The 16,001-nt window shown below is 65.9% G+C and carries 13 protein-coding genes and 1 pseudogene; 8 read left to right on the top strand and 6 right to left on the bottom strand.

Annotated features, from left to right (window positions below; all coding sequences use genetic code 11):
- Positions 1 to 6 precede the first annotated feature (6 nt).
- Both BUB20358_RS10010 and argG read left to right on the top strand, forming a co-directional pair.
- The gene (locus BUB20358_RS10010) at positions 7 to 1,077 is read left to right on the top strand and encodes an FUSC family protein (RefSeq protein ID WP_006766909.1); all 1,071 of its coding nucleotides are present in this window, start codon (positions 7 to 9) and stop codon (positions 1,075 to 1,077) included.
- 310 nt (positions 1,078 to 1,387) lie between these two features.
- Positions 1,388 to 2,725, top strand: a complete 1,338-nt coding sequence (argG, locus tag BUB20358_RS10015) for an argininosuccinate synthase (RefSeq protein WP_006766908.1) — start codon at positions 1,388 to 1,390, stop codon at positions 2,723 to 2,725.
- Positions 2,726 to 2,859: 134 nt separating this feature from the next.
- On the opposite strand, the gene BUB20358_RS10020 is transcribed toward argG, so the two are convergent.
- From BUB20358_RS10020 to BUB20358_RS10030, 3 genes and pseudogenes are all read right to left on the bottom strand, one after another.
- Positions 2,860 to 3,696, bottom strand: coding sequence for a hypothetical protein (locus BUB20358_RS10020; protein ID WP_006766907.1), 837 nt, complete (start codon positions 3,694 to 3,696; stop codon positions 2,860 to 2,862).
- A gap of 91 nt (positions 3,697 to 3,787) precedes the next feature.
- Entirely contained in the window at positions 3,788 to 4,696 is a 909-nt protein-coding gene (locus BUB20358_RS10025; RefSeq protein WP_035974990.1) for a hypothetical protein, read from the bottom strand.
- Positions 4,697 to 5,324: 628 nt separating this feature from the next.
- Positions 5,325 to 7,018, bottom strand: a pseudogene (locus BUB20358_RS10030) (adhesin); the annotation flags it as partial.
- Between the two features lie 58 nt (positions 7,019 to 7,076).
- Here BUB20358_RS10030 and BUB20358_RS10035 point away from each other — a divergent pair.
- Positions 7,077 to 7,583, top strand: a complete 507-nt coding sequence (locus BUB20358_RS10035) for a shikimate kinase (RefSeq protein ID WP_035975420.1) — start codon at positions 7,077 to 7,079, stop codon at positions 7,581 to 7,583.
- A gap of 24 nt (positions 7,584 to 7,607) precedes the next feature.
- Here the strand turns inward: BUB20358_RS10035 and BUB20358_RS10040 are convergent, their stop codons facing one another.
- Together BUB20358_RS10040 and BUB20358_RS10045 are read right to left on the bottom strand one after the other, a co-directional pair.
- Positions 7,608 to 8,918: an MFS transporter gene (locus BUB20358_RS10040; RefSeq protein ID WP_035974988.1), complete on the bottom strand. Its 1,311-nt coding sequence runs from the start codon at positions 8,916 to 8,918 to the stop codon at positions 7,608 to 7,610.
- A gap of 207 nt (positions 8,919 to 9,125) precedes the next feature.
- The gene (locus BUB20358_RS10045) at positions 9,126 to 10,208 is read right to left on the bottom strand and encodes a tartrate dehydrogenase (RefSeq protein ID WP_006766903.1); all 1,083 of its coding nucleotides are present in this window, start codon (positions 10,206 to 10,208) and stop codon (positions 9,126 to 9,128) included.
- 109 nt (positions 10,209 to 10,317) lie between these two features.
- Here BUB20358_RS10045 and BUB20358_RS10050 point away from each other — a divergent pair, with 109 nt between their 5' ends.
- The 4 genes from BUB20358_RS10050 (at position 10,318) to BUB20358_RS10065 (ending at position 14,589) form a co-directional block, all read left to right on the top strand.
- Positions 10,318 to 11,226, top strand: coding sequence for a LysR family transcriptional regulator (locus BUB20358_RS10050; protein ID WP_006766902.1), 909 nt, complete (start codon positions 10,318 to 10,320; stop codon positions 11,224 to 11,226).
- Between the two features lie 373 nt (positions 11,227 to 11,599).
- Positions 11,600 to 12,226, top strand: coding sequence for a LysE family translocator (locus tag BUB20358_RS10055; RefSeq protein WP_006766901.1), 627 nt, complete (start codon positions 11,600 to 11,602; stop codon positions 12,224 to 12,226).
- Positions 12,227 to 12,240: 14 nt separating this feature from the next.
- A complete protein-coding gene (locus BUB20358_RS10060; RefSeq protein ID WP_006766900.1) occupies positions 12,241 to 13,002 on the top strand; it encodes a class I SAM-dependent methyltransferase in 762 nt (253 codons plus the stop codon).
- A gap of 363 nt (positions 13,003 to 13,365) precedes the next feature.
- Complete coding sequence (locus BUB20358_RS10065; RefSeq protein ID WP_006766899.1) at positions 13,366 to 14,589, top strand: RtcB family protein; 1,224 nt, start codon at positions 13,366 to 13,368, stop codon at positions 14,587 to 14,589.
- A gap of 19 nt (positions 14,590 to 14,608) precedes the next feature.
- Here BUB20358_RS10065 and BUB20358_RS10070 read toward each other — a convergent pair whose 3' ends face one another.
- A complete protein-coding gene (locus tag BUB20358_RS10070) occupies positions 14,609 to 15,277 on the bottom strand; it encodes an O-methyltransferase (protein ID WP_006766898.1) in 669 nt (222 codons plus the stop codon).
- 237 nt (positions 15,278 to 15,514) lie between these two features.
- Here BUB20358_RS10070 and BUB20358_RS10075 point away from each other — a divergent pair, with 237 nt between their 5' ends.
- Positions 15,515 to 15,934: a hypothetical protein gene (locus tag BUB20358_RS10075; protein WP_006766897.1), complete on the top strand. Its 420-nt coding sequence runs from the start codon at positions 15,515 to 15,517 to the stop codon at positions 15,932 to 15,934.
- Positions 15,935 to 16,001: the final 67 nt, after the last annotated feature.

Below are 16,001 nucleotides of genomic sequence, written 5' to 3' on the forward strand. Positions count from 1 at the left end.
TCCGTCATGACCGCCCAGTTTCCTGCCCGGCTGCCGCCCGTTCTGCGCAATGCACTCCGTCCGCTGCTGGACCCGTACCGCCGCTATCGGCACGCGAAGCTGATCCATGCGGCGCGCGTCGCGCTCGCGATTCTCGTGTCGATCGCGTTGTCCACCGGGCTCAACGTGCCGCACGGCGAATGGTCGACGATCACCGTGCTGATCGTCGTCGGCGGCCTGCAGCATCACGGCAACATCCGCAAGAAGGCCGCCGAACGCGCGCTCGGCACGTCGATCGGCGCGCTCGCCGGGCTCGCGCTGATCGTGCTGTATTCCGTCGCGCATGCGCCGCTCGTCATCTACCTGCTGATGGCGATCGCGTGCGGCGTGTGCGCGTATCACGCGATCGGCAAGGCCGGCTACATCGCGCTGCTGTCGGCGATCACGATGGTGATCGTCGCCGGCCACGGCGACAACGAAATCGTCGACGGCCTGTGGCGCGCGGTGAACGTGCTGACCGGCATCGCGATCGCGCTCGCGTTCTCGTTCGCGCTGCCGCTCTACGCGACGTATTCGTGGCGCTACAAGCTCGCCGACGCGCTGCGCGCTTGCGCGGCCGTGCATGCGCGCCTCGCCGGCGACCGGCCGGTGAGCGACGACGCGCATCTGAAGGAAATGGCGACGCTGAGCGCGCTGCTCGTGCAGCTGCGTTCGCTGATGCCGTCGGTGTCGAAGGAGTGCGCGATCTCGATGACGCAGCTCGAGGCGATCCAGCGCAGCCTGCGGCTGTGCATCGGCTACCTGGAGATTCTGTCCAGCGCGCTGCCGGCACGCGACGACACAGCGGCGCGCGACTACATGCGCAGCGGGATGAAGGCCGAGAACCGGCGCATCCGCGATACGCTGGTCGGCGCGAGCCGCGCGCTGAAGTTCGGCACGCCGAGCCGGCTCGCGCAGCGCCGCCGGCCGGCCGAGCCGCCGCCCGACGTGCCGCCGCAGCTGCTGTCCGGGTACGTGTCGATCACCGCAAAGCTGGCCGGCGAAGTCGATCAATTGCGCGAGAAGCTGCTCGATACCGCGCGGTCGTGGAATATTTGACGCCGGCGCGTCGGGTTGTCGGTGCCGCGCGAGGCCATTTCTTTCATTTCGCATACAATGCGGCGGAGCGCTCGACCGGCGGCGGTCCGTCCCCGGAAATGGCGTCGCGCTGCCGCCGCGCCATTCGGCGCCGGCGCAACGCCGGCCGGCACCGCGCGCGGCGCGCCGCGCCGCGCCGGCCGGGCCCGCCGCACCGAGCCGAACCACGCATTCGCGCGCAATTCAGCCCTTGCCGCAACTTCCCGGACAGCCGATACTCGCATATTCCGCGAAATACGATCCCACCGGACTTCAATCCACGGTAATTCCTATGAGCACGATTCTCGAAAGCCTCCCGACCGGCCAGAAGGTCGGTATCGCCTTCTCCGGCGGCCTGGACACCAGCGCCGCGCTGCACTGGATGAAACTGAAGGGCGCCGTCCCGTACGCATACACGGCGAACCTCGGCCAGCCCGACGAAGACGATTACGATGCGATCCCGAAACGTGCGCTCGAATACGGCGCAGCCGGCGCCCGCCTGATCGACTGCCGCGCGCAGCTCGTCGCCGAAGGCATCGCGGCGCTGCAAAGCGGCGCGTTCCACATCACGACCGCCGGCGTCACGTACTTCAACACGACGCCGATCGGCCGCGCGGTGACCGGCACGATGCTCGTCGCCGCGATGAAGGAAGACGGCGTCAACATCTGGGGCGACGGCAGCACGTACAAGGGCAACGACATCGAGCGCTTCTACCGCTACGGGCTGCTCGTGAACCCCGATCTGAAGATCTACAAGCCGTGGCTCGACCAGACGTTCATCGACGAGCTCGGCGGCCGTGCGGAGATGTCCGCGTTCATGAACCAGGCCGGCTTCGCGTACAAGATGTCGGCCGAGAAGGCGTATTCGACCGACTCGAACCTGCTCGGCGCGACGCACGAGGCGAAGGATCTGGAAAGCCTCGAAAGCGGGATCAAGATCGTGAACCCGATCATGGGCGTCGCGTTCTGGCGCGACGACGTGAAGATCGCCGCCGAAGAAGTGACCGTGCGCTTCGAAGCGGGCCAGCCGGTCGCGCTGAACGGCGTCGAGTTCAAGGATCAGGTCGAGCTGCTGCTCGAAGCGAACCGCATCGGCGGCCGTCACGGCCTCGGGATGAGCGACCAGATCGAGAACCGGATCATCGAGGCGAAGAGCCGCGGCATCTATGAAGCACCGGGACTCGCGCTGCTGTATATCGCTTACGAGCGTCTCGTCACCGGCATCCACAACGAAGACACGATCGAGCAGTACCGCGAGAACGGCCGCCGTCTCGGCCGCCTGCTGTATCAGGGCCGCTGGTTCGATCCGCAGGCGATCATGCTGCGCGAAACCGCACAGCGCTGGGTCGCACGCGCGATCACCGGCGAAGTGAAGATCGAACTGCGCCGCGGCAACGACTACTCGATCCTCAGCACGAAGTCGCCGAACCTCACGTATCAGCCGGAACGCCTGTCGATGGAGAAGGTCGCATCGACGTTCTCGCCGCGCGACCGGATCGGCCAGCTGACGATGCGCAACCTCGACATCACCGATACGCGCGACAAGCTGCGCGTGTACACGCAAGTCGGTCTGCTGACGCCGGGCGACGCGTCGGCGCTGCCGCAGATCAAGGGCGACAGCGGCAAGTAAGCCAGTCGCTTTCACACGCGGCCGGGCGGCATGAAAACCGCCCGGCTGCACGCAGTACTTCCCTCCTCCGCTTTTTCTTCAAGCTCTGCCGGATTCGAAACGCACCTCGTGACGGTTCTGCAGGCGCGTCGCGATCATTTCGATGCGGTGGCCGGCGCAGTGGCCGTCGCGGTCGCGGTGGCCGCAGTCGTCAACGCCGTGGAAGCAGTGGCATTGGCATTGGCCGATGCCGATGTCGGCGCAGATGCCGGCGTGCGCGCCAGATCCTGGCCGATTATCTCCGCGACCGACTTCTCGCACCACTTGATCCCTTCCACCGACTTGTCGAAATTCTTCTCGAGATCGCTGAAGCTGCCGTACGTGTAAGCGAAATCGCTGTCGATGTGGACGCTGTTCGCCTTGATGTCGTGGCCGCACGCGAACGTCTTGTAGTACAGGTCCTGCTTCGTCTTCGCGTCGACCATGCGCGCGCGGATGACCACCCACGGAATGTAGTCGGGCTGATTGGCCGGCGAGATGTAGCCGAACGACGTGAACCACACGTTCATGATCGCGTCCGCGTCGGTCTGAATGTCCGAATAGTCGTCCGACTTGCCGTCCGCTGCGAGCTTCGTTTTCTGGTTCAGCTTCACGACCTGATAACCGTTGTCGGTAAGGCGGCCGGTGACGCCGTCCACGATGTCCGGCGCGAATGCGATCTTGCTCGTCGTCACGCGCTCGGTGTAGGTGTTCGTATGGCTTGTGTTGACCGCCACTTGCGCGAGTGCGCCGACCAGGCCGAAGCCGCTCGCGGCGCCACCCAAATTGACGACCGCGACGCGTTTCGGTTCGGCGACTTCGAGGACCGCGATCGAACGCAGCTTTTCGCGCGCTTGCGCATTCAGATCGGTGTTCGGCAACGTCACGCAACCGGACAGCAGCGTGACGAGCACGCCGGCCCCGAACAGGGTCGCTTTGGAAGAGTTCTTCATCGAGTAGAAAGGAGGTTTCGTTGTTGACGGAATTGTTTTCGTCGGGCGCGCGCACGCGGCGCATGACGGCGCCGTGTGCGCGACCGTGCGTTTATTGCTTGATGACCTGACCGTACGCGACGAAGCTGTAGTCGGCCGCGCGCAGCACGTACAGGATCGATCGCTGGAAGCCGTTGCTGCCCTTGATCGGCACGAACATGATCGCGGCGCTGCCCGACAGCGGAACGCCGGCCGGCAGCTTGCAGCCCGACGACGCCGAAGCGGTGAGCGTCATGTCGTACATGTTCTGGTTCGAGGCCGGTGTGGCGAGCATCAGCGTGCCGGTCATGTTGCAGCCGCTCAGCGTGCCGGTGACCGTGCCGCCCGACGCGATCGTGAACGACGCGTTCGTCGTCGCCCACGCGCCCGTGACGCTGTCCTGCGTGACGCTCAGTGCGTTTTCCGCGTTGTAGGTCCACGTCAGATTCGATGCCGTACCGCCTCGGCTGATCGTGCCGGAGAACGTCTGCTTCGGGCTGTATGCGCCGGAGCCCGAATCGATCTGCGTGACGAAGCCGGTCGTCGCGGCGAAGTTCACGCCCGAGCTCAGCGACCACGTGGTGCCGTTCACGTTCAGGCTCGCGAAATCGTCGGACATCACGAACGACCCGAGCAGGTTGAGCGTGGTCAGGTTGTTGTGCGGATCGATCAACGCGATCGTCGAGTAGCCGAGGCTGCCCGACTGCGTCCAGATCCCGATCGGGCCGCTCGCCGTTGCGGCGGTCGAGCCGGCTTGCGGGCTCGTGAGGCTCGGCAGCGCCTCGCCGACCATCACCGGCTGAGACGATGCGACCGGCGCGCTTGCCGGCTGGGCCGCGAGCGGCGTCGATGCGACGGCCGGTGCGCTGGCCGCGTTATTGGTGCCGCCGGTGTTCGCGGGCGTTCCGCTTGCGTTCGACGAGCCGTCGCCGCCGCCGCAACCCGCGACGACGAATACCGAGATTGCGGCTGCCGCCAGCAAACAAAGAGACTGCTTGTTCAATTCAACCCCCGATTGATGATGCTTTTTTTTGGTCAAGATTCGAATCTGTTTGTTGCGCTCGTGCGTCGATTCAGGAATTAATTCCTAGTCAGTTTTTTGTACCTCCGTGGACGACATTGAATAAGTACCGTGGTATTGCGGTCAGGAGAAATTGAAGCTTGGAAATGGATAGGCCGCCGATCGGTGCAACAGAGATATGCACGGATCCGCCACTGCGCGAGACGATGTTCGCGGCGACGATCGGGCAATGCCGCGGCAGTCGTGCCGCGGCGAGCAAGAGTAACGACGCGCGAGCCCTCGGTTGCGCACATGTCGCGTCGAATCGATATGTTCCATGTTTGTTTTGTGCACACGGCTTCGCCGGTCGTGCGCCGCTGTTTGTTTGGTCGTGTGGTTGTACGGTTTTAGCGATACTTTTTTCGATACCGAGGGAGATAACGGCAGGGGCGCGGCGTTCTTTAGGGTTTTTGAATGGCTTTTCTAGTTGGTTAAGGCGAGATATTCTTACAGATACGTTTCAGGGCCTGTCGGGAATTTTGTGTTTAAGGCATAACATGCTCCCAAGGAGAGTTTATGCCTCGCAAACCGAAAGCCCAGCCGGTGGACCTGCCGCACTCGCAGCACATCCGAGTGCAGCATGCGCAGTCACATCTCCGATCTTGCCCAGTCCGCCTTCGCCGAAAAAGTGAAGTTCGTTGAGCTGCCCGACCGCGCTTGCCGCGACAGCGGCCAGATCACTCACCACGCTTCCTCGCAGCGCAGTCCCGAAGCTCCCGCCATACGCGACCGTGTTGACCGTGGCCGACACCAACCCCCGGCCCGCAATCTGAAGCGCCGCCTGCAGGAGCTGCTGCGCCGTCACCGTATTTGACGCGATGCTGTTTCCAATCGCCTGCAGCGACACCGCACCGAACCCCAATCCCGCAGTCAAATCCTGCATGATCGAAGCAACCGCCCCGGCCTTAAGCACCTGCCCGAAGCTGAAACCTTGGTCGCTGAACGCCTGGTTCATCGCGGACGACACCATCGCGCCCACGACCGGCATCCCCATCGTGGACAACGCAACAGCGGCCGCCATCGAGAGAAGCTGTTCCGGACCGAAGCCTCCTTGCTTCACGAACTCCGAATGCAGATGGTCAGCCAGCGTCTCTTGCGTGAACTCGCCGCCGAATTGCCGCTGCAGCGACGCAAGCATCGCCTGCGTCGACGCCGCATCGACCGTCCCATCCGCAGCCAGCTTCTGCAGCGCCCCGCCGATCTGGTTCAGCGTCTGCACGTTCAGGTCCATGTTCGCCGCGCTCATGAACCCGCCGGGCTGCACCACCGTCCCGGTCGTCTTCAGATAGCCGCCGTCGACCTTCTGCCAGATCTCGCCGACGTCGACCTGGTTCGCCTGGTTCGTCAGCGTGTGCGTGTCGACGCTCAGCGTCCCAGACGCGGTGATGCTCCCCATATTGAGGATGCTGCCGTTGCCGTCCTGATTGAACTTGAGCGTGACGTCGTGTCCGGAGATGTTGCCGCCCGCCGACATCGCTGCGTGTCCTGCGGCAGATACACCTGCGGCATCAGCGCGGTGATCGTCGGGCACGATGCCGTCCCCGTCGCATGACACGTCGGGTCCGGCACCGTCTGCTCGACGTACCACAGCATCGGCTTGTCGAGCGCGTTGATCTGCTCCTGCGTCAGCGCAGCGCCGAGCTGCAGGTCATGCGCCTTCGAGTAGTCGATCGCGTTCTGATACAGGTACTCCTTTTCCTGCGTCGTGACCGACACATTCCGCGTGCTGTCGTACGTCAGCCCGTCGACGAAGCTCGACTTGCCGGTCTGCTTCAACGCTGCCTGCTGCAGCAGGAGGTCCTCTTCCTGCGGGTTGTAGTAGAACAGCGTGGACGACGGCTGAAGGCTCGGCGGCAGATTGTTCAGCAGGTCCTGCGGACCGCGCGAGCCGAGCGCGGAGCCGCCGAGCGACGCGTCGACGTACGACGCCTTGCCGGCGACCGGCGTCGGCAGCGTGCCGGTGCCGATCGCGCGCGGCACCGACAGGTTCAGCCCCGGCAGGTCCACCGGACTCAGCGAAATGACTTGCGACGGCGCGTTCACGCGCGGCGTGTAGGTATTCGCGGTCGTGATGCCGTTGATCAACTTCTGGCCCGTCAGCGATACGTACGTGCCCAGCACGTTGCCGACGTTCTGGATCTGCCCATTCGACGAAATCGACTGGTTCGGCGCCTGGATGGTCGCCGCGATGTTGCCGACCGGCGTCGGCGGATCGATCGTGCCGCCCGTGCTGGTCGGACAAGATTACAAACCGATTTCCAACAAAGGCACAATGCAAGCCCGCCCACCACACACACGTTCAATGCTCGCTCGCCATCCCCTCACCGTCATCCACCTGAACGGCCCGATCAACAGCGGCAAGACGACGATCGGCGTCGCGCTCGCTCAGCGGCTGCCCGATGCGCGCTTCATCGACGGCGACGATCACGACGCGCCCGACGATGCGCCGTTCGACGTGCAATGGGCGATCGCGCTCGCGCGCATCGTCGACCACATCGCGACCGCGCGCGAAGGTCATCTGGTGATCGCCTATCCGATCGGCGACGCGGAATTCGCACGGCTGCGCGCCGCATGCGATGCGCGCGGCGCGCGCCTGTTCGTCGTGACGCTCGCACCGCCCGAGGCGGTCGCGTCGTCGGATCGCGGCGAGCGTGTACTGACGGAATGGGAACGGCGACGCATCGCCGCCATGTATCGCGAAGGCTATGCGTCGCGCGCGTTCAGCGACTGCTTCGTCGACACGTCGAAAGCGTCCGCAGATGCGTGCGCGCAGCAGATCGCCGAACGCGTCGCGACGTTCCGCGCATGATGGCGCGCGACGCACGGCGCAGCATCAGCGATGCTGCCGCGCGCCTGCGACGGCCTGCCCGCGCGCACCCTTGCGGCTCAGCATCAGCGTGACGACGGCCGACAGCGCGAGCGTGCCGGCCACCACGTACAGTCCGGCCGCATAGCCGCCGGTGGCCTGCTTGAGCCAGCCGATCGCGAACGGGCCGACGAAGCCGCCGAGATTGCCGATCGAGTTGATCATCGCGATCCCGGCAGCCGCGCCGGCCCCCGACAGAAACGCGCTCGGCATCGCCCACAGCGGCGCCTTCGCGGCGCTGATCCCGACGTTCACGATCACGAGCGCGAGCACGGTCGACAGCGCGGTGCTCGCCTGTCCGGCAAACACGAAGCCGACGCAGGCGAGCACGCACGGAATCACGACGTGCCACGTGCGCTCGCCGCCGCGGTCGGAATGCCGCGCCCACCCGATCATCGCGACGACGGCCGCGACGCTCGGAATGCCGGTCAGCAAGCCCGTCTGCAACGCGCTGAAGCCGAACTGCTTGACCATCAGCGGCGCCCACAGGCCGAGCGTATACAGCCCCGCCGACGTGCCGAAGTAGATCAGCGCAAGCGCGAGTACGCGCGGATCGCGCAGCGCCTGCCACGCGCCCGCCGTGTGCCCCGCATGCAGATGACGGACGTCGGCCTCGGCCTTCAGCTTCGCGATCAGCCAGTCGCGCTCGTCCGGCTGCAGCCACGCGGCCTTCGACGGCGTATCGGTCAGGCACTTCAGCACGACGAAGCCGAGTGCGATCGCCGGCAACGCTTCGATGATGTACAGCATCTGCCAGTCCGCAAGCCCGAGCATCGGCGGCATCTGCATGATCGCGCCGGACAGCGGCGAGCCGATCGCGGTCGAGATCGGCGCGGCCGCCATGAACCATGCGGCGGCCACCGCGCGCTGCCTCGCCGGGAACCACAGGCTCAGGTACAGGATGATGCCGGGGAAGAATCCGGCCTCGGCCATGCCGAGCAGGAAACGCAGCACGTAGAAGCTCGTCGGCCCGACCGCGAACGCGGATGCGGCCGACACGATGCCCCACGTGATCATCACGCGCGCGATCCAGATGCGCGCGCCGACGCGATGGAGAATCAGGTTCGACGGCACCTCGAACAGGAAGTAGCCGATGAAGAACAGGCCGCCGCCGAGACCGAACGCGGTCGGCGACAGGCCGATCGCGCGGTTCATCGTCATCGCCGCGAAGCCGACGTTCACGCGATCGAGAAAGCTCACGAAATAAAGCAGCATCACGAACGGGATGATGCGCCACATCAGTTTCCGCGCGACGCGCGTTTCCAGATTCGCCTGCATGTGTCTCCTCCTTCGAGGTCGAGCGGTGCTCTGTGATCGGAATGCACGCCGATGCGGCGACGAAGCGCGCATCGGCGCCCGGCTCGCGTCGGGCGCGCGAGTCACGGGCAATCGGTGTCCGGTACAGGACGATCGCGAACGTCGGGCGACGCGTACGCACGCCGCGACCATGCCGCCGCGTTCGCGTCGGCGGTCAGTCGTCCGCGGTCACGCCGCCAGCGCCGCGCGCGCGACGTGCTCGCACACGGCGGCCGTCACGTCCGCCGTGGTCGCACGGCCGCCGAGATCGCGCGTGTGCAGCGACGGGTCCGCGGTCACGGCTTCGATCGCGCGCATCACGCGCGCGGCCGCGTCGGTCTCGCCGAGATGGTCGAGCAGCATCGCGACCGACCAGAACGTGCCGACCGGATTCGCGAGGCCCTTGCCCATGATGTCGAACGCGGAGCCGTGGATCGGCTCGAACATCGACGGATAGCGGCGCTCGGGATCGATGTTGCCGGTCGGCGCGATGCCGAGGCTGCCGGCGAGCGCGGCGGCCAGATCGCTGAGAATGTCCGCGTGCAGATTCGTCGCGACGATCGTGTCGAGCGACGCCGGCCGATTGACCATCCGCGCGGTGGCTGCATCGACGAGTTCCTTGTCCCACGTGACGTCGGGAAACTCCTGCGCAACCTGCTTCGCGATCTCGTCCCACATCACCATCGCGTGACGCTGCGCGTTGCTCTTCGTGACGACGGTCAGCAGCTTGCGCGGCCGCGATTGCGCGAGCCGGAACGCGAAGCGCATGATCCGCTCGACGCCGGCGCGCGTGAGGATCGACACGTCGGTCGCGGCCTCGAGCGGATGCCCCTGATGCACGCGCCCGCCGACGCCCGCATATTCGCCCTCGGAGTTCTCGCGCACGATCACCCAGTTCAGATCGTCGGGCCCGCAGCGCTTCAACGGCGCGTCGATGCCGGGCAGGATCCGCGTCGGCCGCACGTTCGCGTACTGGTCGAAGCCCTGGCAGATCTTCAGGCGCAGCCCCCATAGCGTCACGTGGTCGGGCACGTCCGGGTCGCCGGCCGAGCCGAACAGGATCGCGTCCTTGTCGCGCAGCGCGTCGAGGCCGTCGGCCGGCATCATCGCGCCGTGCGCGCGGTAGTAGTCGGCGCCCCAGTCGAAGTCCTCGAACTCGAATGCAAAGCGGTCGCTGCCGCGCGCCAGCGCCTGCAGCACCTGCTTGCCGGCCGGCACCACTTCCTTGCCGATCCCGTCGCCGGGAATGGTCGCGATACGGTAGGTCTTCATGCTGAACATCCTCGATCGGTCGTGAGCGTGAACGCACTTTACCGAACTGAAAATGCGGTAACCGGTGCTAGACTCAAAGCATCTTTAACTTCAATTCACGAATCGGATCATGGCGGACGCCATTCAGCCGGCCGATCTCGGCTTCTTCTCGACGCTGGCCGCGTCGGGCAGCCTCAGCGCGGCCGCGCGCGAACTCGGGCTGACCGCGGCGGCGGTCAGCAAGCGGCTCACGCAGATGGAGCGGCGCGCGGGCGTTACGCTCGTCAACCGCACGACGCGGCGCATGATGCTCACGCCGGAAGGCGACGTGTATCTCGACTACGCGCGACGCATCCTCGATCAGATGGACGAGCTCGGCGAACTGCTCGGCAGCGCGCAGCAGCGCCCGAAAGGGCTGCTGCGCGTAAACGCGACGCTGGGCTTCGGGCGCAGCCACGTCGGGCCGGCGATCTCGCGCTTCGTCGCGCGCTATCCGGAAGTGTCGGTGCAATTGCAGCTGTCGGTAATGCCGCCGCCGCTGACCGACGACGCGTTCGACGTCTGCATCCGCTTCGGCGAGCCGCCCGACACGCGCGTCGTCGCGCGGCGGCTCGCGCCGAATCGCCGGCTGCTGTGCGCGGCGCCCGCGTATCTCGCGCGGCATGGCGTGCCGGCGACGCCGCACGATCTGACGCGACACAACTGCATCGGCATCCGGCAGGGCGACGAAGGCTACGGCATCTGGCGCCTGACGAGCGGTCGCGGCGCCGCGCGCCACACGGAAGCCGTACGCATCGGCGGCAACCTGACGACGAACGACGGCGAAATCGCGGTCAAATGGGCGCTCGACGGGCACGGCATTCTGATGCGCGCGGAATGGGACATCCGCGACTATCTCGCAGACGGCCGCCTCGTCGTCGTGCTGCCCGACCACGAGACGCCGAGCGCGGATATCTACGCGGTGTATGCGCAGCGCCACCAGATGTCCGCACGGATTCGCGCGTTCGTGGATTTTCTGGCGGGCGAGCTCGGCCGCTGACGGCGGGCATGGAGCGCGGCGCGCTCGTAGCCGGGTTCCGTGGCGGCGCGGCGCACGTGTGCGTGTGCGTGTGCGTGTGCGCGTTGCTTGGCGCTTAGCGTTTGGCGTTTGGCGTTTGGCGTTTGGCGTTTGGCGTTTGGCGTTTGGCGTTTGGCGTTTGGCGTTTGGTGCTTGGTGCGCGGTGTGCGGTGTGCGGTGTGCGGTGTGCGGTGTGCGGTGTGCGGTGTGCGGTGTGCGGTGTGCGGTGTGCGGTGTGCGGTGCGCCGCGCTTGATGCGCGATGCGTGGCGCGGCGTGCAATGCGTCGGCAAGCGCGCACCGATCCGAATACAATGCGTCGATCCCCGCCCCTACCCACTTGTGCAGGAGCCGCCATGTTCGACCTGACCACGCTGACCACCTTCATCGCCGTCGTCCTCGGGCTGTTCCTGATTCCCGGTCCCGCCGTCCTGCTCGTGCTGAGCCGCACCGTGCAGGGCGGACGCAAGACCGGCATCCTGACCGGCCTCGGCGTCGCGAGCGGCGACTTCGTGCATACGCTGTTCGCGGCGGTCGGGCTGTCCGCGCTGCTGATGACGTCCGCGCTGGCGTTCAACGTCGTGAAGCTGGCCGGCGCCGCGTACCTGATCTACCTCGGCGTGCGCGCGCTGCTCGAGAAGGCGTCCGATCCGTCGCTGCCGAAGGTGCCGCCCGTCACGCCGCTGAACGCGTATCTGCAGGCGATCCCCGCCGAAGTGCTGAACCCGAAGACCGCGCTGTTCTTCCTCGCGTTCATGCCGCAGTTCGTGCATCCGGAACGCGGCTCGACGTTCGCGCAGTTCGCGGTGCTCGGGCTGGTCTTCGTCGTGCTCAGCTCGCTGTACACGACGCTGATCGCGTGCTCGATCCGCCCGCTCGGCCGCGTCGTGAAGCGGCTCACGTGGCTCACGCGCTGGCAAGGGAAAATCATCGGCTCGATCTTCATCGCGCTCGGGCTGCGCGTCGCGGTGCAGCAACGGTAACGAACGGCATCCGCATGGTGTCCGCCGCAGCGCCCGCGCGCGAAACGCTCTACAGCGACCCGCGCCTCGTCGCCATCTACGACCTGTTCAACGCGGGCGATCACGACTTCGCGTTCTATGCGTCGCGCATCGGACTCGAGCAGCAGCGCATCCTCGATCTCGGCTGCGGCACCGGCACGTTCGCGCGACGGCTCGCGGCGGCCGGACATCACGTCGTCGCGATCGATCCCGCGCCGGCGATGATCGACCATGCGCGCCGGCAGCCCGGTGCCGACGCCGTGCACTGGCGCGCGGGCGACCTGCGCAGCGTGCGGTCCGACGAACGGTTCGATGCCGTCGTGATGACCGGGCATGCGTTTCAGTGCCTGCTGACCGACGACGAAATCGACACGACGCTGCGCGGCGTGCGGCAAGTGCTTGTCGAAGGCGGGCGGTTCATGTTCGAGACCCGCAACCCGCGCGTCGAGCCGTGGCGCGCATGGACGCGCGAGCGTTCGACGCGCACGGTCGAGTCACCGGAATTCGGCATCGTCGAACTCAGTCATGCCGCGTGCTCGGTCGACGGGCCCATCGTGTCGTTCGACACGCATTATCTTTTTCGCCGCGATGACGTGCTGCTGAAGAATACGAGCCGGCTGCGGTTCATCGCGCAACGCGAGCTGCGTGCACGGGTGGCGGCGGCAGGATTCTCGTCGGCGAATTGGTGCGGCGATTGGCAAGGTGGGCCGTTCGACGACGCGACGAGCGCGGAGATCATCGCGATCTGTCGGGCGTGACGGCGGACGCCCGGCGCGCCTTCTCGTCACGCCGGCCTCGCGGGCGCAACCGCCCGACAGGCGACACGCACCGCACGTACATATGAGCGGCGTTCCGGCGGACGCGTAAAAAACCGCATCGACGGATGCTTCGGATACCACTCCGTCCCACCACCGTCGAGCGCCGTCGGCATTCCGCCTTCCCGTTGCAAGCGAACCGCGACGATCCGCCCCTCCTTGTCCAGGCGCAGCCACTGATGCCGGCAATCACGACGACGAATTGCGTCGCCCGGCGATCGTTGAAGAAAAGGACAACAATGGAGAGATCTGTCACGCGGTAGAGCTGCTCCCGCACATGCCGCCCGACCGACTCAGGTTAATCAAATGACCGAAACCGACTATCAACTCATGGAACTGGCGAACGGCAAGCCGGTGAAGATGTGGACGCACGGCGTCGCGGTCGAGGAAGACGCGCGCACGCAACTGCGCAACACCGCGCAGATGCCGTTCATCTTCCGGCACGTCGCGGTGATGCCCGACGTCCATCTCGGCAAGGGCTCGACGATCGGCAGCGTGATTCCGACGAAAGGCGCGATCATCCCGGCCGCGGTCGGCGTCGACATCGGCTGCGGAATGATGGCCGCGCGCACGACGCTCACCGCATCGGACCTGCCGGACTCGCTCGCGGGCCTGCGCGGCGCGATCGAACGCGCGGTGCCGCACGGCCGCGCGCCGGGCCGGCGCGATCCGGGCGCGTGGGGCGACCGTCCGCCGGCGGCCGTCAGCGACACCTGGCAAGCGCTGCTGCCGGGTTTCCGGCGGATCGTCGACAAGTATCCGAAGCTCGAAAAGACCAATCATTACGCGCATCTCGGCACGCTCGGCACCGGCAATCACTTCATCGAAGTGTGCATCGACGAAGCCGAGCGCGTGTGGTTCATGCTGCACAGCGGTTCGCGCGGCGTCGGCAACGCGATCGGCAGCCTGTTCATCGAGCTCGCGCAGGCCGACATGCGCCGGCACGTCGCGAATCTGCCGGACCGCAATCTCGCGTATTTCACCGAAGGCAGCCGGCACTTCGACGATTACGTCGAAGCGGTCGGCTGGGCGCAGGACTACGCGCGCCGCAACCGGCAGGTGATGATGGACGCGGTGATCGGCGCGGCGCGCGACGCGATCGGCAAGCCGTTCGCGCTCGACGAACACGCGGTGAACTGCCACCACAACTACGTGCAGCGCGAACGCCACTTCGGCGAGGACGTATTCGTCACGCGCAAGGGCGCGGTGTCCGCACAAAAGGGACAGCTCGGGATCATTCCCGGCTCGATGGGCGCGAAGAGCTTCATCGTGCGCGGGCTCGGCAACCCGGAAAGCTTCTGTTCGTGCAGCCACGGCGCGGGCCGGACGATGAGCCGCACCGAAGCGAAACGCCGCTTCACGGTCGACGATCAGGTGAAGGCGACGCAGGGCGTCGAATGCCGGAAGGACGCCGGTGTCGTCGACGAGATCCCGATGGCGTACAAGGACATCGACGCGGTGATGGCGGCCCAGCGCAGCCTCGTCGAAGTCGTGCATACGCTGCGCCAGGTCGTGTGCGTGAAGGGCTGACGCGGCGCGCCGGCTCGCGTCACGCGCCGACGATCGACAGCGAGAAGCCGTCCCACCCTTTCTGGCCGACCGTCTGCACGGCCGTCGTCGCGAGCTTCGGCTCCGCGACGATGCGCGCGAAGCCTTCGCGCACGCCGACGACGTCCGGATCGCGATTGCCGGGATCGGCCACGCGCCCGCGGCGCACGACGTTGTCGACGACGATCACGGTGCCGGGCCGCGACAGCTTCAGCGCCGCATCCAGATAGGCCGCGTTGTTGTCCTTGTCCGCGTCGATGAAGATGAAATCGAACGGCGGTTCGCCGCGATCCACGAGCCGCGCGAGGCTGTCCTTCGCGTTGCCGACGACGATCGACACGACGTCCGCGAACCCCGCACGCGCGATGTTCCGCGCCGCGACCTTCGCGTGCTCAGGATTCAGCTCGAGCGTCACGAGCGCACCGCCGGGCGGCAACGCGCGCGCGAGCCAGATCGTGCTGTAGCCGCCGAGCGTGCCGACTTCGAGAATGCGCCGCGCGCCGCACATCGTCGCGAGCAGTTGCAGCAGCTTGCCCTGGTTCGGTGCGACGCTGATCGCCGGCAATCCGGCCGCGTCGCTCGCCGCGAGCGCGGCGTCGAGCACGTCGTCGGACGGCACGAGCGTCGCGGAGAAATACGCGTCCACCGCGTTCCACTGATCCTGATCCATGGCGTCCGTTTTCGTCTGTAAAAAAGCATTCTATTCAGAACGTCCTGGCAACGAATACACGATTCGCCGCACGGCATTGCGCGAACCCTTTCAACCGGCGATGCGTCTTTTTAAACAATCGGTTTATCGACTATTGCTTCGAAACCGATATTGCACTTGGCGCCGCGACGATCCGATCGACTATGCGACCTCGTACTTTCAGCAGTCGGGAACGAATAATGCTCTGCACAATGAGAATTGGCACTATTTATTTCTTTTGACGCGATTCGCAATACCGGCGAATATTCGCGTCGATCTACCGCCGATAACACAAAAATCCACGCCTTCTTGTGCCGCTGGAGACCATACGTTGCTTCATCACCGACTCGTTATAAAGGGGAAGATATGACGCCGTTGTCCCAGAATGTGAACACCAAGGACGCTTCGACCGTCTCGAAGGTCTCGCCGGTGTTCTGGAAGCCGGAGCCGGTGATCGCGGAACCGCGGCCGGAACCGAAACAAACGATGCCGGACTTGCGCGATTTTTTCGCGGCGGCGGCGCTTCAAGGCTTGCTGTCGCGCGACGCGGGCCGCAACGTATCGGGCATCGCCGACTACGAATCGAAACGCGCGATCAACGCGTACCGGATCGCGGACGAAATGCTGAAGGCGCGATAAGCGCCGCGCCCGCGCGTACCGCCGCGGGCGTTCTTCCCGCATTCGGTACGGCATTCAAAAAAACGCC

The sequence above is a fragment of the Burkholderia dolosa genome (assembly GCF_902499135.1).
GTDB classification, from domain to species: Bacteria; Pseudomonadota; Gammaproteobacteria; order Burkholderiales; family Burkholderiaceae; genus Burkholderia; species Burkholderia dolosa.